Origin of the sequence: Methylobacterium terrae (assembly GCF_003173755.1) — a bacterium.
Taxonomy (GTDB): domain Bacteria; phylum Pseudomonadota; class Alphaproteobacteria; order Rhizobiales; family Beijerinckiaceae; genus Methylobacterium; species Methylobacterium terrae.
Map to the genome: position 1 here is coordinate 3,475,306 of NZ_CP029553.1, position 17,907 is coordinate 3,493,212.

Sequence of the window (17,907 nt, forward strand, 5' to 3'; positions counted from 1 at the left end):
GTCGAGCCTGGCATAACGCGCTCATGGCCAACGAAGTCCCGCACCCCTACTCCATTGACGTTTCCCCACTGCTCAAGCCGGAGGGAAACTTCCAGTGGGCGATCCGCCGGAGCGGCAAGTTGATCGAACGGTCCGACCGGCCCCACCGTCGCGAGGCCAAAGCCTTCGAGAGCGCCATGGAGGCTGTCGAGCGGGCCATGAAGCCGGGAGCCGATGGCGGCCCTCGCTGAGCGCGCAGCCGGCCGGGACACTCGATCTCGCACTCGTCGCCCGGTTGGCGCGAGTTACCATTAGGGCCCAGCACTTAAACCCCATGCAGTCGTTCCGCATATCGGGCTCGGCCGTGCGGAAAACAGGTGTTTTCCGACATTCAAGATAGCCGGTCGGGCAGGTTGGCTGATACCCGACGCCGACGAGAGCTTCATGGGTCTGGTGGCGACCCTTCCCAGGCATTCGATGGGTCCGTTCGAGCCGCCGCATCGCTTCGGCTGTTGCAGCGCCGGCCACTAAGGGATCTCCGCCGTACCGGCACATCTCCGACTGTAACTGTTAAAAAGTATCGCGGAATTTAATGTAAGTTAAAGCTAGATAGGCAAGTAGTATCAAAATGCTCAAATCATGAGCAACGATCTTGATTATAAGAGCAACAGGTTGAGAGCAATCGCAGAGATGCTCAGCCTATCGACTGATCAACTATTTTTGGATGACACCAAAATCGATGGATTGTTTGGCGTGCATGAATGCATTCGACTTTGTTTAGCCATCCAAACCGAAGATGGCCGCAGGCGTGCCATAGAAGTTCTTCGCCAGATTGTGGATGGCGAGCAGCCCTAGCCAAGGTCCGCAACCCACCCCATGCGGTTATTCCGCGTATCGAACTCCCGTGTCGGAAAACATGTGTTTGCCGACAGGGGCCGCGCCCATCCAGCCGCGCGCCAGCCCTCGACGGGGAAAATGTTCGACAAACCCTGTCGGATTGATGTTATGTGCGGAAAAGTGGGATTTGGGGTTTTCCGCACATGCTGGTCGGGTACATGCGGGTGTCGACAGCCGACGAGCGCCAATCGGTCGATCTGCAGCGCGACGCGCTGATGGCTGCTGGAGTCGACGAGCGGCACTTCTACCAGGATCATGCCTCCGGATCCCGGGACGACCGGCCCGGGCTGAAGGCCTGCCTCACCTACCTCAAGGCGGGCGATACCCTCGTGGTGTGGAAGCTCGACCGGCTCGGCCGCAGCCTCCCGCACCTCCTGGAGGTCATGGGCGACCTGCGGAAGCGTGGCGTCGCGTTTCGCTCGCTCACCGAGGCGATGGACACCGCGACACCCCACGGCGAGCTGCTGTTCTCGTTGTTCGGGGCGCTCGCGCAATTCGAGCGCCAGCTCACCCGCGAACGCGTGATCGCCGGTCTCGCAGCAGCCAAGCGCCGAGGGCGCCGCGGCGGCCGACCGCCGACGATCGGGGGTGAGCAGCTCGAGCAGATCACGGCGGCGCTCGCCGGCGGCGCCAGCAAGGCCTCGGTCTGTCGGTCGTTCAAGATTGCCCGCTCGACGCTGATCGACACGCTCGAGCGGACCGGGTGGCAGCCGCCAGCTAAGTGACCGGCGCCGGGGCTGCGCCGTACTGTCCGCTCGGGTGATGTCCGTTTGGTTGCTGTCCGTTGGACTGTTCCAACCCTTGCGGACGTATTTGGCGGGTCGTGGCCGTGTTCACTACGGCATGCCCCTATGGACGGCCGGTATAACGAACGGGACTCGGAGCACCGCGCCTACAATCCGTTTTGGGTGGAAAACGAGCGCTCGATAGGGCAACCTTAGGGTATGGCGACGGCGCACCTTCTGTTCGGCTTTCTGGGCTCTGGCAAAACGACCCTGGCCAGGGAGCTTGAACAACGCCATAGCGCGGTGCGCTTCACGCCCGACGAGTGGATGGCACGCCTGTTTGGTGAGGATCCGCCCGCCGAGATTTTCCAGGAGAAGGTCGCAGCGACCCTCGCCCTTCTGGAGCCCGTCTGGACCCGCTGTCTGTTCCTTGGCGTGGATGTTGTGCTCGACTACGGGTTCTGGGCCCGCTCCGAGCGTGACCACGCTCGCAGTCTCGCCCAAGCGCATGGCGGCCGAGCCCTTCTCTACAACGTGGAGTGTCCGATCGACGAAGCTCGTCGGCGCGTGGCGACCCGAAACCGGGAAGAAACACGCAGCCTCTACATTGCCCCAGAGACTTTTAATCTCTTGATGTGTCGCATGGAGCCTCTACAAGCCGATGAAACCTTCCTGCGAATTCAACATAAATTCCAATAAAGGCAGCAATATACAATTTATAGCGCTATCTTATAGCTTCTACTAGGGGTTACTGCCTGTGAAAGTTCAGATCGAATGCCGAACCGCGCACCAAAACGACCTCGATACTATCGCACAGGTCTGGCACGACAGCGCAGCAAGTTCCGATGCTTCACCCGGCGTGGTCCCTCTGGCGGAGTTCCGCGCGCGCATCAACATCGAACTAGCGGATGCATGGACGCTGACCGTTGCGTTGGTTGAGGGGCAGATCGTCGGCCTGCTCGCCCTCAAGATCGCCGATGGCGTGCTAGACCAACTTTTCGTGTTGCCGTCTGCTCAGCGTAAGGGGGTGGGATCGCTGCTGCTCAAGCAAGCAATGGACGCTATGCCCGCAGGCTTTACTCTTAGAACAGCCTCAATGAACACTGGTGCGCGTAGTTTCTACGAGCGTATGGGCCTGACGTTAGTCTCGGAGGGCCACCACCCCCGGCAGGGCTACCCCATTTGCTGGTATGGGTGGAACGTCCGATAAGGGCCGGAGGCAGCCCCAAACAACGCTCAAAACCCGTTAGGGTATGCCCCTTCGGACGGCCGGAATAACGAACGGACCTCGGAGCGCCGCGCCTACGGTCCGCTCAGGGTGGTGAGCGGACATAGGAGCGCACATCATTTCCCAGCTGGGCGAAGCCTTTCCCGCGCGACCCATGTGTCGAAATGCAAACGCGAGAAGTAACCAGGTTCCGGATCAATCCCTCGTTGCCAGGGTGTGCATCGCCAGACTGAACCGTCGGGAAGCTCTAAGTTCATGAAATAATAATCCATCGAAAGTCCTTCATAATCATCGTGGATAAAGGCAATGGATTGTATTTTACAACCATAATCTACATAAACACCATTTATATAGCGTCTATAATGGAGAATTTCCCCCGCGTCGTAGATCCATGCATGAACCAGATCATCAAGAGGAGATACAAATATAATGCATCTAGGATATAAAATACTACCGTCGCACGTCTCATATATATCAAATTGCCAAAGGGGATTTTTGACACTCCGACAATCGAGTTTCACGACACCGCTCCAACATCACCTAAAAACACTATAGCATCAGCAGCATGGATCCAACGTCCGGTGCAGGTCGAAAGCTGCCCCAAACGATGTCCAAAATCCGCTAGGGTATACCCATAAGGACATGCCGGTGGCGCATGACCAGTCCAGATGGATCTGTGACGTTCACCAACGACGCGGTCCGATCTGGGATGCCGCTCATGTGGACCTGAGTGGTAATTACCCAGGGGGGTGTCGGGACGGCGCGGCTTGGCCGCGGCGGGATCGTCGGGTCGCCCCCCTTGCCGGAACGCGGTTTGGCTGATTCGTTGTCGGGATGAGCCGCAGTGACCTCGAGCGCCTGAGCAAGGAGGAACTGATCGAGTTGGTGCTGAAGCTGCACCGGCCCGAGCAGACGTCGCGCACCTCGTCCAAGCCGCCGGCGAGCGACCGCAAGCAGCGGCGCGAGAAGGCCCGGCCGGGCGGCGCCAAGCCCGGGCACGAGGGCCACAAGCGGGCGCTGACGCCTGATCCGGATCAGGTCATGGAGCATCGGCCGACCTCGTGTACGGCCTGCGGCGAGCCACTGCCCACCGATCTGCCGGCCGAGGTGATCAGCGTGCACGAGCGGATCGACCTGCCGTTGGTTCGCCCAGCCGTCGAGCAGCACCGGCGCCTGTGCGTGACCTGCCCGGCCTGCCGGACCCGGGTCGTCGCCCCGCGGCCGGCGGGGGCCGACGCGACGCCGTTCGGGCCACGTCTGCACGCGGTGGCGACGTATCTGAAGACGTTCCAGGCGTTGTCCTACGAACGGTTGCAGGCCACCCTGTCGGATCTGTTCGGGCTGAGGCTGAGCCAGGGCGGGCTGATGAACCTGCTGCGGCGCGCCCAAGGTTGCTTTGCCGAGGGCCGGGACGCGGCGCTGGCGCGGCTGCGGCAGGCTCGCGTGGTGGCCTCGGACGAGACCGGGGTGCGCATCGAGGGCACCAACAGCTTCCACTGGGTGTTCCGCTGCCAGGACGCGGTGGTACATCACGCCGCCCCGAGCCGGGCGGCATCCGTGGTCGGCGAGGTGATGGCCGGGCATCGGCCTGAGGTGTGGCTCTCCGACCGGTACTCGGCCCAGCAGGGTCATGGCGAGCGCCAGCAGACCTGCCTGGCGCACCTCGCCCGCGACGTGGCCTATGCGGTCGAGGCGGGCGACGACCTGATCGCCTTGCGGCTCCAGTGGTGGCTCGACAAGGCCTTCGGGCTCGCCCGCGGGCTGACCGAACTGGCGACTTCGACCCTGGCGCGCAAGCGGCGCGAGTTGGAGCAGGACCTCGACGACATCCTGAAGGCCCCGGCGACGTGCGACCTGGCCCAGGCGCTCCAGGCCCGGATGGGCCGGGCGCGCGATCAACTCCTGACCTTCGTGGCCTTCCCCGGGACGGTGGACGTGACCAACAACGCCTGCGAGCGCGACCTGCGGCCGGCGGTGATCCAGCGCAAGGTGACGAACGGCTATCGGGCGATGTGGGCCGCCCAGGGCGAGGCGGACGTGCGCACCGTCGTCGCCACCGCCGCGCTCAGGACCAAGGCCACGTCCTTCGCCACCCTACTCGCCACCATCACAGCCTGATCAACCTCCCAGCCGCCAGCCCGGATAGACGTGCCGACGAACGCGCGAGCCGAAAAACACCCCGTGGGTAATTACCCTGAGTGAGACCGGTGCAGTAGGGCAGGCCTCGTTGGACTGAGCATGGTGGACAGGCGGCCGTGGACCGTTGCAGCCCCATCGCTGCAAACCGGCTTCCGACCTGCTTCGGCGGGAAGCAGGGTCTGCTTGCGGTGCACCATCTCGCTGAACAGTCGCGTGACCCCGTGCGAACCATCGGCCTCCTCGACTTCGGGTCAGGGGTGTCCAGGGGCCGGCCGAGCGCCGCCGACGGTGATCAGACCTTGGTTGGTCGCGATGGCGCACCCTCCGCACGGCGCGTCCGCCGCGCGTCGGGTTTGCGCCGTCCGGTCCGGAGCTCGGCGCGCAGTTCGGAGACGTAGGCCCGGGAGATCCCGAGCCGCAGGGCGATCTGGGCGAGGCTCAGCGTCGGCGACAGGATCAGGTCGCGCGCCGCCGCATCGAGCCAGGTGTCGCGCGGCTCGCGGCGCCGGCCGTGGAACCGGCGCCGGACATGGTTGACGATGGCGGGGTCGGCGCCGTGCCGGGCCGCGAAGTCCTTGGTCTCGGCGGTGGCGAGGTCCTCGCGCCGCTCCTGCCACCAATCCTGATTGTCGGCGTGCCAGTCGAGGGTGAGCCGGCGGCGCAGGCGGGTCAGGCTGGCCGGGCTGAGGGGCAGGCCGCAGGCGCCCGGGTGCAGGCGGTGCTGCTCGAGATGAGCGACGAGTTCCCGGGTGAGGATGATGCCGTTGCCGCTGCCACCGAGGGGCGGGCCGCGCAGGATGTCGAAGCCGAAGGCGGTCGGGATGCGCAGGGTGGCGCGATGGACGACGCCGACGACGTCGGTGATCTCGGGTCGGTCCTTGATCGGCTCGGGCTTGGGGAGGGTGAGCCAGGCGTTGCGGGTTCGGACCTGCCTGGCCTCGGCGACGCTGCGCGGGCGGATGCCGGCGGCCTTGAGGAGGGTGCTGATGGTCTTGGTGGAGACGTCGTGGCGCCGGGCGAGGTCGACGGTGCTGGCGCCGTCCTGGTAGTCCCTGGCGAGGGCGGCACGGTCGATGAGGCGGGCGGCTTTCTGTCCCCCCCGGCGCCGGGGCCGCGGCGGAGCATCGGTCGGGTCTGGGCCGGGGCGGGAGGGCGCGGAGGCCGTAGCCCGTGGGGGCGGAGAGGTGGGACGATCGTGCACGCTACCCCCGTCCTATCCGTGTCATCGGCCTGCGCTCGCGTGCCGGGATGGCGAGATCATAGCGGCAAGGTCTGGCTCACCCAACGGCATTTTCCTGACGCACTCGACCTCGATCTGCTGACCGGTATCCCGAGCAGGCCCGCGGCGAGGTCGGCGCGCGGCGGCGGCAGGCCCTCGCCGTGGCGGGCCTCGCCGACCTGGCCGTTGGCGTCGTAGGCGTAGGTCGTCCCGCCCCGCAGACCGTCGGCGATCGACACCGGCTCGAACGCCCGGTTCCACGACCAGCGCCGCTCCAGGGCGTGGCTCCCCGTCCCGGCGCGCTGGCGCAGGATCTGGCCCAGCGGATCAAACGCCTGCTCCAGCCGGAACCCGCCGCTCGCCCGGCCGGTCTCCCGACCCAGCGCGTCGCGGGAAAACGCGATCGTCGTAGTGATCGCGATCTGCCTGCGTCCACATCGGCTCCTCCAGCCGACGACAACGCGCGACCGCCGAAATCAGTCAAACAGGCTCTCATATCCGAAGCTTATCTATTGCTAATGATACAGCCTGTGCCACCGTGTCCTTATACCGTATAATTACACAAGATATCTATTTAAATTTGCAGATATAAAATCTATTTTCCGTCATCTATACAGAAATTAACGTTATAAAAAATAGATATGTAATCTTAAATTAAAATAAGATCTAAATATATGTTTTATAAATATCCAGATAATTTTGCAATAATTTTCCATTGTCTTGGTATTTATAAAATTATTTATTTTTTATTCCAAGTTTTTTTCTTGTTTCTTCAAAATCTTCTATGCTGTGAAGATAGGTATCAGGCTCAGTTTGCAAATCAACGCCGAGCAAATACATGATCGCGTCCCATATAATATCTGAATGCGCTGATTCCATTTCAAGATCTCCAGTGTCGTCTGCAGACATTGCTTTTGCAGCAAACGCAGATAGTTCTTCTCTCGTTACAGTTTCCTGGCATAGAGCGTCAAATTTATCGCGTATCTCTTGTAGTGTCACTTTCATTTCACCATTTCCCAATGTAGTTGTCGTTGGCGTCAAATCGGAAATGAACTTTTGCACCGCCCGTTTCTGGGCGAACTTGTCGCACATTTCCTGCAGCGTCGATTGTTTCATGCCAAGTACGAGTTCTGCCCGTAACGGGGTTCCACTCTCGTACGACGCGACGCCCAATCATATCACCCGGTGTTTTAGCGGGATCAATTATCCCATAATATCTAATCCTACCATTTTCAAGCTCCTTGACCCCTCCCTTGCCATATTTTTGTGCCTGACGAAGATGCTCCTTCAGTCTTGCGCCCTCCGCTGAACTGCTAGGAACAGCCTGATTTTCATTTACATTTTTGGATTTATTAAAATCGCATCCAGCTAGCCCGAATGGATCAAGCTCTGCGACTGGTCGTTGAACATATCCTTGTGGCTGGGATCCTCCCTCCAATCCTATCGGATCCGGACTGACATACTGCCCTGCCTCCGCATCGTAGTACCGGAACCGGTTGTAGCTCAGCCCATTCTCATCGTCCGCCCACTGACCCGGGAACCCAATCGGGCACAGATCAGACCCGTCCTCCTCAGCCTCTCCCGCACCCCGCGCCGCCCGCACCCCCGCCAGCGACACCACCCCGTCATTCGCAGCCTCGCCTCGCCATACACCGCGCGTCCCGCCCCACAGACGGTGCGACCGCGACCACGCCCGACGCCCCTGACCATCGTACAGCTCACGCGGCGTCCCGAGATGGTCCGTCACCACGTGGTGCACCACACCACCCCGCTCCCGCGCCACAGGCCGGAACGTCCCCGGCTCGTGGTGCCACGACACCGCCCGGTCCCACGCCACACGACCGTCGGCAAAAACGGGCGCGGCCTGCGCCACCACGTCCCCGTCCCACAGATACGCCTCCCCCGCTGGCGCCTCCCCCGCTGGCGCCTCCCCCCGCACCACGCCGGGCCCGTCGCCCGGCGCCCCCACCCGTCGCTTCCACACACGCCGCCCGAACGGGTCGTAGCCGTAGCCCCACCGCTCCCCCGAAGGCGTCTCGCACCACACCAGGCGGTCGAGCGCGTTCCAGCCGTAGCGCCACAGCTTCGGCCGGAACCCGCGCCGCTCCACCCGCCGCTCGACCACACGCCCCTGCGCGTCGTGCGTGAGCAGGATCCGCGACCCGTCCGCCCCGCGCGCCGCCTTCACCTTGCCGCCCGGGCTCGACAGCCACGGCGTCAACGCCCGCCCCAGCGGCTCGCCCGGCAGCGCGGTGTCCGAGGCGGCGACGTCACGGGTCGCCGCGTAGGCGAAGCGCTCGACCTCGACCTGCTCGCCCGGCAGGCCGAGCAGGCCGGCGGCGAGGTCGGCGCGCGGCGGGGGCAAGCCCTCGCCGTGGCGGGCCTCGGTGACCTGGCCGTTGGCGTCGCAGGCGTAGGCCGTGCCGCCCCACAGCCCGTCGGCGATCGCGGTCGGCTCATAGGCCCGGTTCCAGCTCCAGCGCCGCTCCAGGGCGTGGTGACCCGCCCCGGCGCGCTGGCGCACGATCTGGCCCAGCGGATCGAAGGCCTGCGCCAGCCGGAACCCGCCGCCCGCACGGCCGGTCTCCCGGCCCAGCGCATCGCGGGTGAAGGCGATCGTGGTCGGGTCGCCGGGCCCGGCCAGGGTCAGGGCGGCCAGAGCCCCGAGCGGATCGTAGGCGTAGGCCGACAGCCCCTCGCCGATGCGCCGCTCGATCCGATGCCCTTGCACGTCGTAGCGGCTCTCGACCGTGCGGCCGTCGCGGCTCTCCGACACGATCCGCCCGAGGGCGTCGCGCGTGAGCGTCACCACCCCGTCGCCGTTCTCAGCCCGCACCAGCAGGCCGCGCGCGTCGTAGGCGAAGCGCTCCTCCACCTCCGGGGCGCCGGTGCCCGGGTCGATCCCGGCCGCGTAGCCGCGCCGCGCGACCAGAAGGTTGGAGCGGTCGTAGGCGTAAGACACGCGCGAGCCGTCGCCGTTCTCCTGCTCGACCACGCGGCCGGCGGCGTCGCGGAGGTAGCGCAGGGTGCGGCCGTCGAAGTCGGTCTCGGCCACCACCCGGCCGGCGCCGTCGCGGTCGTAGCGGTAGGTCCGACCGTGGGCGTTGGCGACCGCGACGAGGAGCCCGCGCACGTCGTAGGCCAACGACAGAACGCCGCCGCCGGGATCGGTGACCGACAGGAGCTCGTCGAAGGGACCGTAGGCGTAGCGGGTGACCCGCCCCTCGCCGTCGACGACCTCGGCGACCTGGCCCTCGCCGTCGAAGCGGCGCCGGATCGTCACCCCGTCCGGGCGGATCACCGCCGAGGGCGTGTCGAGCGGCACGCCCTCGGCGTCGTCGTAGAGGATGCGGGTGTGCGCCCCGAGCGGGTCGGTGACGGCGGTCACCCGCCCGAACGGGTCGTCACGCGACAGCCGCGTGACGCCGCCCTTCGGATCGGTGACCGCGACCAGCCGGTGCTGCGCGTCGTAGTCGCGCCGCTCGCTCGTGCCGTCGGGGTGGTGGATCGCGGAGAGCCGCCCGGCCGGCGTCCAGTCGAAGCGGGTTTCGGTGCCGAGCGGGTCGCGCGCCGCGACGACGTTGCCTTGACGGTCGCGCTCGTAGCGCCAGGCGCCGCCCGTTTGCAGCACGAGGTCGAGCTGGCCCGGGCCGCTCCAGCGCAGCCGCGTGCGGCGCCCCTCGGCGTCGACGACCTCGGTGACGTTGCCGTCGGGGTCGTAGGCCAAGCGCGTGACGTGGCCGAGGGGGTCGGTGCTTTGCGTGCGGTAGCCGTCCTCGTAGGCGTGCCGGGTCTCGGCGCCGAGGCCGTCGGTCTCGGCCAGCACGTTCTCGTCGGCGTCATAGTCGGTGCGCTCGACCGCCGCGCCGCCGCCGGGCCGGTAGAGGGTGCGCCGGGCCTGCGCGTCGTAACTGAAGGTATCGCCGTTCCACGGCCCGCTCGTGCCGGTGGTGACCACCCGGTCCTCGACGTCGTAGGCGTAGGTGCACCAGGTCCGGCCGACGGCGTCCTGCCAGCGGGCGAGGCGGCCGCGCGCATCGTAGGCGTAGGTCAGGCTGAAGGCGGTGGCGCGGTCGGCGCTCAGCATGTTGCCGGCGGCGTCGTAGGCGTAGTCCACCAGGCGCCGCTCGGCCCCGCCCATCGCGAGGGTCACCGAGCAGCGGCGGCCCTGCGGGTCGTTGGCGAAGGTCAGCGCGTAGCCGTCGCTGTGCTCGGCGCGCAGGAGCAGGCCCTGCCCGTCGCGGGCGAGCGCGATCCGGTTGCCGTGCGGGTCCTCGATCGCGGTCAGGCGGTAGACCCGGTCCTTGCCCTGCGCAAAGCACCGCGTCAGGCGCCCGTCGGACAGGCGCAGCTGCTTGAGCCAGGGGGCCGTCAGGGCGAGGTGGCGGTACTTGGCGTTGCGCGAGGGCTCGAAGCCGAACGGTCGCGCGAACGCGACGCGACGGCCCTCCTCGTCGCGGTAGAGCAGCTTGTTGTCCGCCCGCACCTTCACGGTGACGTCGAGGAGCGAGGTGCGGTTGCGCCCGAGCGGGCCGTCGGTGCCGCGCTGGTGGCCGTAGCTGCGGCGCAGCTCCAGCGGGATCGTGCCGTCGAGGCGGACCTCCTCCCAGGTCTCGGCGTACTCGCCGCGGCTGACGACGACCGGCTCGCTCCGGGGGCTGTCTCGTCGACCGCGGCCTCGTCGGCGGCGTCCCTCGGAGTCTCAACGGTCGGCGGGATTGCGCCAGTCGCCCGGCTCGCCGAGGCGCGCGACGAGGAGCCGGTCAAAGCCGACCAGGCCGTCCAGGAACCGCAGCTCGATCACCCGTCCCCCCTCCATGAAGAACGAGACCCGCCGGTCGCCGGCCGCCAGTTCGCCGGGCGAGCCGCCGACGATGGACGACGACAGTCGCGCCGTCGCCGTCGCGAGGGTTTCGCCGTCGGGGTCGAGGCCGAGCGGCATCGGGGCACTCGCGTCGGCCTCGATCGCGATCAGGTGGAGACGGTCGCGCGGATCGGGCAGCCCCTGCGCCCGGGCGAGCGCGCCGATGCGCAGGACGAGGCCGGAGGCGCGCGGCGTGACCGCCTCGCCGGTCGGGCCGAAGGCGGTCGGCAGGGGTAGGCCCAGGGCCGCGAGCCAGGCCTCGAGCCAGGCGCCGACGGCGATGCAGTTGATGCGCCGGACCGCCTCGTCCATCAGCGTGGGGGTCACCGCCATCTCAGTCGGACCATTTCGGTATCTTGATGCGCTCCCACGCCGTACCGTCGAAGCGGGCGACGTCGCGGGAGCCGACGGCCCAGAGCGCGCCCTCGACGGCATCGACGGTGTGGACGTCGGCGAGGTCGCGCCGCAAACCGCTCGCGACCTGGCGCACGGTGCGGCCGTCATGGACGAACACGCCGCGCGGGTTGGAGATGCTGGACAGGTAGATCCTGCCGTCGAAGCGGGTGAGGGTGGAGAACGTCGGCCCGTCGTCGCAGGGGATGGCGGTGAAGCCCTGGCGGGCATTGCCGCGCAGGAGGGTGCCGTTGCGGCCGCAGATCCAGATGGTGTCTGGATCCTCGACGAGGATGTCGAGCAGGTAGGCGGAGGTCGGGACCGACAGCTTCTCCATGCGTTCGCCGTTCCAGAAGTAGACTGCGCCTTTCGCGCCGCAGAGGTACAGATTGTCGAGGCTTGGGCCGTTGATTGCGTGGAGTGATAGGCTTTTGTTGAACAAAGATATTCTTCTGGTGCGCTCCCGTTTCAATTCAGGATTTTCTTCCCAGTATCTATCTTGCTCAGCTCCAGTATTTCCTCGAGCTTTTATCTCAAAAGCCCAATTCACATCGACATAATCATCGAAAATTGATATATCCATCGGAGCCCACGTGTCGCGATTCATGCGGCAATAATTCTGACCTCCGTCCCCGCAGGCCAGTAACTGACTGGCGACTTGCCTTAAATCGGCAAGATATCCCAGCTTTTTTTTATTTTCCATATCTTTGGCGTGTATTGACTGGTTTTGAAATGATGGCTCCGGCGAAAAAAGCTCTCCACTGCGAGACATGTAAACAGCGATGCGGCCTCCCTCCGGCCGGCGATAGAGAGCGATTCGCTGCGTTGAAGCAGGAAACTCGCCGTACTCCCATTTTCCGTGAAAGTATTGATATGCCCTTGTTAGCGGCTCAGCCGCATCGGCATTGTCATCGACGCCTGCCGTGTAGAGCACGTCCTTCGTGATTGCTCTCGCACGAGTGAATATAAGTCTTGCCATAGATTTATCACCTTAATGCAGGGTAGATGATGAGTATGAATTAGAAAGTGCTTTCAGTGCGCTGCCCTGCGGCAAACGATCGATGGTTGTTCTGCCAAGAATGTTCGGATTGGTGCCTGAAAATTCTGATCTAATTCCAGACTCTATCTGCGCAGAACATTCTGGACGAACTGATTTGACCTGCTCCTCGGTAGCATCACGAATATCTTCAATCCGAGCGGTGCCCTTTGGAAAGGCTGGCGTGTCTGGATGATTGTTGCCTAGCGCTTCGATACGTTTATCAGCTTGATGCGCCTCGAAATGCTCAGATCCATCATCCTTCGCCTGCCCCGCCAAACAGATCGAAGCTCCCTCATAGTACCCCGCCAATCCCCGAATGCGCCCCTGGCCGCTCATCCCCGCCGCCCGGGAGACATATCGCTTGGCGAAATCGGGCACGATGTGATGGGCCTGCCCATCGACACAGGCCTTCGCGCAGACATGCTGCAACTGCCGGTATGGCGCGACGACGCAAGGGCATTCTCTGGGTTTTCGCGACGTGCGCGCCCCAGTGAAGATCTGGACCAGCACGCCGGCGATCCGGACCGCCCCGGCCCGCGCCCCGTTGATGAGCGGCGGGATCACGATCCGCCCGCCCTGGATCACCGCTCCGGCGGCGCCGACCGAGGAGGCGGGGCCGGCGAACGAGGTCGCCTCGGGCGCCGCGGCGCCGACCCGCCGGCCGTCGTCCATCAGCGGCACGATCGCCCGCGGATCCGCAACCTCGGCCTGCTCCATGTCCTTGGTGTAGATCAGCTTGCCGTAGGTGTTGCGGTGGTTCATCCACCATTCGTCGTCGTGGCGCACCATCTCGCGCCCTTCGACGAATACCGAGGACGACCACGTCTTGGGCGTGCATTCCGCACCCGTCGTCCCCGAGCGGATCCCGCCGCCGGTGCCCGGCTCGTCGCCGTAGCAGCGCAGCACCAGCGAGCCCCGGGTGTGGGTGCGCTCGTCGGTCTGGCGGATGCTGTCGGCGAGTGCGGCGGCATCGGCCTGGCGGCACCAGATCGTGTAGGGCACCGGCACCATCGTGGCGCCCTGCGGCGTCAGGCAGATGTCGGGCACCTGCGAGACGATGAGGCCGTCCCGGACGTCGCGGGAGCCTTCGCGAGGCCAGGTCATGCGGCTGTCTCCGGCTCGCGCAGGCCGTGCTCGCCCGAGACCGGCAGGCCGTCGGCCTCGGCGAGCCGGACCGGGAGCAGCACCGCGCCGTCATAGGCCGGGCAGGCCTCGACCCAGCCGCGCCAGGTCAGGTCCACCCGCCACGGGCCGTCGTCCCGGCGCAGGTCGAGATGGACGCCGTCGAGCGTCAGCCGTGCGTGGACCTGGCGGCCGTCGAGCCAGTGGTGGTGGGCGACGAGGGCCAGGCCCGGCAGTGCGACGCGGAGCGTGCCGCCGCCCGGCACCAGGCCGTCCAGCCGCACCTCCTCGTCGCCCCGGAGCCGGGGTAGGACGAGGTCGCCGTGCGCCGTCTGGTAGAAGCGGTAGTCGAAGTCGTCCGGCAGGCGCCGCTCCGGCGCGGCCTGCCAAGCCTCGTCGTAGGTGCCGGCATAGGCCTGGCGCCACGACCAGAACGGCGGTACCGGCCCGAAGCCCTGCGGCAGCGGCCTGGCGAACGGGGCGTCCACCGGGGCGCGGGCGCTGTCGATCTGCGGCGCCCGGCACGGCTTGCCGACGCGGCTGAACTCGCGATGCAGCAGCCCGGGGCCGAGGAGGTTGCGGGCGTCGGCGCCGCCGTCGGGATCGCCGACATACCGGCCGCCCGAGGCGTAGCGGTAGTCGAGCGGGACGCGCGCGGCCGGCTCCGCGGCTCCGAGCTTCCAGGTCGGCGTAAGGAAGGCGAGCGCCGGCTCCCACGACCGCGGGCCGTGCACCCGCAGCCGGACGCCGTGATCGCCGACCGAGAGCGCGACCTCCCAGCGCCTCGCCGCCCGGCCGTTCGGCGCGTGGGCCGCGCCGAGCAGCGTGATATCCGCGGCGGGCTTGTAGGGGATGAGATCGCCCACGCGGAGCAGGGGCGTGCGCAGGGGATCGCCTGCGTAGACGTCGTTGAGGACGATCGCCTGGTCCTCGGCGAGGTGGAGCGAGCCGTCGGGATCGAGCCGGTAGCCGGCGCGCACGCAGAGCACCGCCATCGGCGTGCCGTCGCGGTGGAGCTGCCCGAATCCCATCGCGGCGAAGGGGGTCTCGTTGCGGATGAGCATCGGCCCGCCCTCAGCGCTTCGGGTTCAGGTCGATGACCTTGCCGAAGGCCGTCACCGAATCGGAGAACCCGAGCAGCATCTTCGTGCCGGTGATGGTGACGTTGCCGTCCTTGTCCATCGTCAGGTTCGATTTTCCGACGACGACCTGGAACACCTCGCCGACGTTGATCTGCATCTCCTTGCCGACGTTGATGACGAGCTGCTCGCCGACCGTATGGGTGTGGGCCTTGCCGATGTTCTCCAGCATCGTCTGCCCGACATTGACGACCTTGCTGACCCCGACCTGCTCGGTCGCGGCGATGCCGGTGGTGTTGTTCTGGAAGCGGGTGACCATCGTGTTCATCACGCCCCCCAGCCCGCCCATCATCCCGCCGACCTGGCCGGCGAGCGCGGTGCCCGCCGCCGCCATCCCGGCCCCGCCGGCGGTTCGCAGGCTGCGCACGCTCGCGTCGTTGATCCCGGCGCGGGTCGCGTCGATGCCCCCGCCGAGCAGGCCCCCGATGCCGCCGCCGCCGACCAGCCCGCCGAACCCCGCCGCCAGCCCCGCCAGCGCGCCGCCGCCCGAGAGCGCGCCCGCATCGACGGGGGCGTCCGATCCGCCGGCATCGGCCGCCATCGCCTCCATCGCGACGCCCATCGCCTGGCCCAGCAGCTCCGCCGTCTGCCCCGACAGACCCGCCATCGCTGCTCCCAGCGCCGCGCTCGCCGCGCCGCCCACCGCTCCCACGGTGAGCGAGCGCGACCCACCGATCGCCTGGTTCTGGTTGTTCCCGACCTCGAACGAGTGGTTCGCCCCCACGCTCCCGACCTGGTTGGCGTCCACCCGCGCCGTCGCGTCGTTGAGCACCTTCGTCGTCATGTCCTTCTGGGCGTGCGTGAACAGGTTCTCGGCGCCCGCCACGTCCTCCATCGAGATCTCGTTGTAGCCCCGCCCCTTGTAGGTGTTCGATCGCACCACGAGCTTGGTCTTGTGCGCCGGCAGCGCGTAGGGCACCGGGTTGTTCGGGTTGGGCGCGATCCCGACCACGATCGGCCGGTCCGGATCGCCCTCCTGGTAGGCCACCAGCGCCTCCATCCCGACCCTGGGGATGATCTGCTGGCCCCAGCTCGTCCCGCCCCAGGACTGCGTCACCCGCACCCAGCCGGTGTCGGTCCCGTCGCCCCGGGCGCGCCGGTCCCACAGATGCGTGAGCTTGACCCGTCCGAACGCGTCGGTGTGGATCTCCTCGCCCGGCGGTCCCGCGATCCGGGCGATCTGCAAGCCGTCGATGCGCGGGCGCGGCACCGTGCGATGCGGCGTCGCCGGGCGGTCGGCCGGCAGCGTCGTGAACGCGTTCTCGTAGTGCGGCGTGCCCGCCCCGCTCTCGTAGGTCGGGTCCTCGGCCCGGTGCAGGATTTGCGTCACCACCTGTGCCGGGTAGACGTGGCCCGGATGCGCCACCTCGTAGGGCGTGAAGCGCGAGCCCGCCGCGAGCGTGCGCACGCTGGAGCGTCCCTCGATGCGGTCGAAGCCGGTCTCGGTCGCCTGGATGCGCAGCCGCGTGGCGCGCTCGCCGGCCTCGCGGGTCAGCGCCCTTGCCGGGTACTCGTAGAGTTCGTAAGCTGTGTTCTCGGGAACGCGGTCGATCGAAGGTGTATCGGCAACCAGATCGAGATTTGGCGTTAGAAACTCATAATCCTTACCGGCCCTTCGTCCCGGCGTGAACGAGAGCTGCCGGCGCCAGTCGTGGATGTGCTCGGCATCCGACGAGCCGAAGGCGAGACGCACCCGGGTCTCGTTACCGCCGTCGTACGCGGACGGATGATCGCCGACGACGAGCGTGTGCTTGCCGCGCTCATGGCGGAACCAGTAGAACAGCCCTTCTTCCTCGAGCCGGCGGATGAGATAGGCGAGATCGGTCTCGTTCCACTGCACGACGTAGTCCCGCTTCTGCGGCGGGCGGGTGACGCCGGCAAGGTTGTAGTCGCGGATGCGGTGCTCGGCGCAGAGCGTCTCCAGCACCTCGAGCGTCGAGTGCGTCAGGAAGATGCGGCAGTCGCTGCGCTGGCTCATCAGCCACAGCCGCGGGCGCAAGGTCAGCGCGTACTGGCGCGCGCCTCTCGTGACGATCGGTCCCTCGTGCAGCTCGGTGACGAGCCCGTTCCAGACCCGCTGCGAGCCGTCGGCCAGCGTGAGGGAGAGGTCGGCGGCGGTGCCGACGATCTCGTCGGGGCGGACCTCGTCGCGCTGCGCCCGGACGCGGGCCTGGATGGTGAAGAGGCGGTTGAGGCCCTCCTCGACTTCGAGGCGCTCGAGCAGCAGGGCGTCGGGCCCGAGCACGGTGTCGATCGCCATCAGGCGCCCGGCCTGGGTGTAGCGCACGTGCTCGCTCATCGCCTGCCCTGCCGTAGAAGTCTGTACCGGATGTCATAGTCTAGGGCGCGATAGCCGAACGATCAACCCGGTGAAGCGCGGTGAGCGCAGGTACGATCCGTCCGGCATGACGCTGAAGTGGCAGGATATCGGATCGTATAGCCGGCGCAGATCAAGCGCGAACACAGCACGTTTCGCGTACCAAACCCTGGCCGCCCAGACGAAAGGCTTCCCTGAGCGGTCGTGACGCTGGCGACACTATCGAGGCTGTTTCAGAAAAAAATCCTTGATGCGGAGGGGGCGGATTGGTGCGCCCCAGGCCGTTATGGTGGGCGTGGTCAGCGGCACACGGCTCAGCGCTCGACGCCATCGGGTCGCTCCCTCGCGACGAGGGCTTCCTAGACGAGCTCAGCGACCCGCTGCCCCGCGGCCTGGGCGCGCTTCGCCCGGATGGCGACGATGCGGTGCGGGGGCATCCCCGGCGAGGAGACGACGAGCTCACCGTCGCCTCGCAGGCGGACCGTGACGACGAGATCCTCCTGATGCCCGGCCGGCCGTTGGGACGGGGTCATCCCTTCACGCACGCGAGCGGTTTCGGGCGGGTAGCTGTCTTCGTCGGGCATCCCGGGATTCTCGCGCCGACCCCTCCCGCGGGCAAGCCCGAGCGGGTGCGGAGGGGCTTGGCTCTGTCAACGCGGCGCGGCAGGATCGTGGCCGGGAGCGCGTCCGGGCGCACGAATCCGGCCGGATCGCGCCCGGAAGGATTTCGGGGGTCGCAGCCCGAGAACAGCCCGAGAAGCGAAAAGCCCCGGACGGGATGTCCAGGGCATGGCCGCTAAGTCAATGATTTGATTAGATGTTTTGGTAGCGGAGGAGGGATTTGAA

Annotated in this window: 15 protein-coding genes and 1 pseudogene; 6 read left to right on the forward strand and 10 right to left on the reverse strand. The window is 66.4% G+C overall.

Annotated features, from left to right (window positions below):
- Positions 1-23: 23 nt before the first annotated feature.
- From DK419_RS15940 to tnpC, 6 genes are all read left to right on the forward strand, one after another.
- Positions 24-230 carry a hypothetical protein gene (locus DK419_RS15940; RefSeq protein ID WP_109959941.1) on the forward strand — a complete coding sequence of 69 codons (207 nt, stop codon included), beginning with the start codon at positions 24-26 and terminating at the stop codon, positions 228-230.
- Between the two features lie 388 nt (positions 231-618).
- Positions 619-834 (forward strand): hypothetical protein, encoded by a 216-nt coding sequence (locus DK419_RS28675; protein WP_162561255.1) that lies wholly within the window; start codon positions 619-621, stop codon positions 832-834.
- A 185-nt stretch (positions 835-1,019) separates the two neighbouring features.
- The gene (locus DK419_RS15945; protein WP_109959942.1) at positions 1,020-1,601 is read left to right on the forward strand and encodes a recombinase family protein; all 582 of its coding nucleotides are present in this window, start codon (positions 1,020-1,022) and stop codon (positions 1,599-1,601) included.
- Positions 1,602-1,820: 219 nt separating this feature from the next.
- Complete coding sequence (locus tag DK419_RS15950) at positions 1,821-2,300, forward strand: P-loop nucleotide/nucleoside kinase family protein (protein WP_109959943.1); 480 nt, start codon at positions 1,821-1,823, stop codon at positions 2,298-2,300.
- A 58-nt stretch (positions 2,301-2,358) separates the two neighbouring features.
- On the forward strand, positions 2,359-2,811 hold the full coding sequence (locus DK419_RS15955; protein WP_162561256.1) for a GNAT family N-acetyltransferase: 453 nt from the start codon (positions 2,359-2,361) through the stop codon (positions 2,809-2,811).
- Positions 2,812-3,663: 852 nt separating this feature from the next.
- The gene (gene tnpC, locus DK419_RS15960) at positions 3,664-4,947 is read left to right on the forward strand and encodes an IS66 family transposase (RefSeq protein ID WP_109959945.1); all 1,284 of its coding nucleotides are present in this window, start codon (positions 3,664-3,666) and stop codon (positions 4,945-4,947) included.
- A gap of 313 nt (positions 4,948-5,260) precedes the next feature.
- On the opposite strand, the gene DK419_RS15965 is transcribed toward tnpC, so the two are convergent.
- From DK419_RS15965 to DK419_RS16000, 10 genes and pseudogenes are all read right to left on the reverse strand, one after another.
- A complete protein-coding gene (locus tag DK419_RS15965) occupies positions 5,261-6,169 on the reverse strand; it encodes a hypothetical protein (RefSeq protein WP_109959946.1) in 909 nt (302 codons plus the stop codon).
- 753 nt (positions 6,170-6,922) lie between these two features.
- Positions 6,923-7,192: a hypothetical protein gene (locus DK419_RS28680; protein ID WP_162561257.1), complete on the reverse strand. Its 270-nt coding sequence runs from the start codon at positions 7,190-7,192 to the stop codon at positions 6,923-6,925.
- A 1-nt stretch (position 7,193) separates the two neighbouring features.
- Entirely contained in the window at positions 7,194-10,328 is a 3,135-nt protein-coding gene (locus DK419_RS15970; protein ID WP_280953944.1) for an RHS repeat domain-containing protein, read from the reverse strand.
- Between the two features lie 348 nt (positions 10,329-10,676).
- Positions 10,677-10,775: pseudogene (locus DK419_RS30010) on the reverse strand (hypothetical protein); the annotation flags it as partial.
- 114 nt (positions 10,776-10,889) lie between these two features.
- Positions 10,890-11,378, reverse strand: a complete 489-nt coding sequence (locus DK419_RS15975; RefSeq protein WP_162561258.1) for a hypothetical protein — start codon at positions 11,376-11,378, stop codon at positions 10,890-10,892.
- A 7-nt stretch (positions 11,379-11,385) separates the two neighbouring features.
- Positions 11,386-12,378, reverse strand: a complete 993-nt coding sequence (locus DK419_RS28685; RefSeq protein ID WP_162561259.1) for a beta propeller repeat protein — start codon at positions 12,376-12,378, stop codon at positions 11,386-11,388.
- 57 nt (positions 12,379-12,435) lie between these two features.
- Positions 12,436-13,587 (reverse strand): DUF4150 domain-containing protein, encoded by a 1,152-nt coding sequence (locus DK419_RS15985; protein WP_109959950.1) that lies wholly within the window; start codon positions 13,585-13,587, stop codon positions 12,436-12,438.
- Entirely contained in the window at positions 13,584-14,669 is a 1,086-nt protein-coding gene (locus tag DK419_RS15990) for a DUF2169 family type VI secretion system accessory protein (protein WP_109959951.1), read from the reverse strand. Before DK419_RS15990 ends, DK419_RS15985 begins: the two co-directional genes overlap by 4 nt.
- A 10-nt stretch (positions 14,670-14,679) precedes the next feature.
- Positions 14,680-17,043, reverse strand: coding sequence for a type VI secretion system tip protein TssI/VgrG (tssI, locus tag DK419_RS15995; protein WP_109959952.1), 2,364 nt, complete (start codon positions 17,041-17,043; stop codon positions 14,680-14,682).
- Between the two features lie 377 nt (positions 17,044-17,420).
- A complete protein-coding gene (locus tag DK419_RS16000; RefSeq protein ID WP_109959953.1) occupies positions 17,421-17,645 on the reverse strand; it encodes a hypothetical protein in 225 nt (74 codons plus the stop codon).
- Positions 17,646-17,907 lie beyond the last annotated feature (262 nt).

Excerpts from the sequence above, each read along its gene's own strand:
- DK419_RS15940 (WP_109959941.1), top strand. The coding sequence starts at position 24 with ATGGCCAACGAAGTCCCGCACCCCTACTCCATTGACGTTTCCCCACTG.
- DK419_RS28675 (WP_162561255.1), top strand. The coding sequence starts at position 619 with ATGAGCAACGATCTTGATTATAAGAGCAACAGGTTGAGAGCAATCGCA.
- DK419_RS15945 (WP_109959942.1), top strand. The coding sequence starts at position 1,020 with ATGCTGGTCGGGTACATGCGGGTGTCGACAGCCGACGAGCGCCAATCG.
- DK419_RS15950 (WP_109959943.1), top strand. The coding sequence starts at position 1,821 with ATGGCGACGGCGCACCTTCTGTTCGGCTTTCTGGGCTCTGGCAAAACG.
- tnpC (WP_109959945.1), top strand. The coding sequence starts at position 3,664 with ATGAGCCGCAGTGACCTCGAGCGCCTGAGCAAGGAGGAACTGATCGAG.
- DK419_RS28680 (WP_162561257.1), bottom strand. The coding sequence starts at position 7,192 with ATGAAAGTGACACTACAAGAGATACGCGATAAATTTGACGCTCTATGC.
- DK419_RS15970 (WP_280953944.1), bottom strand. The coding sequence starts at position 10,328 with ATGGGCGGGGCCGAGCGGCGCCTGGTGGACTACGCCTACGACGCCGCC.
- DK419_RS15985 (WP_109959950.1), bottom strand. The coding sequence starts at position 13,587 with ATGACCTGGCCTCGCGAAGGCTCCCGCGACGTCCGGGACGGCCTCATC.
- DK419_RS15990 (WP_109959951.1), bottom strand. The coding sequence starts at position 14,669 with ATGCTCATCCGCAACGAGACCCCCTTCGCCGCGATGGGATTCGGGCAG.
- tssI (WP_109959952.1), bottom strand. The coding sequence starts at position 17,043 with ATGAGCGAGCACGTGCGCTACACCCAGGCCGGGCGCCTGATGGCGATC.
- DK419_RS16000 (WP_109959953.1), bottom strand. The coding sequence starts at position 17,645 with ATGCCCGACGAAGACAGCTACCCGCCCGAAACCGCTCGCGTGCGTGAA.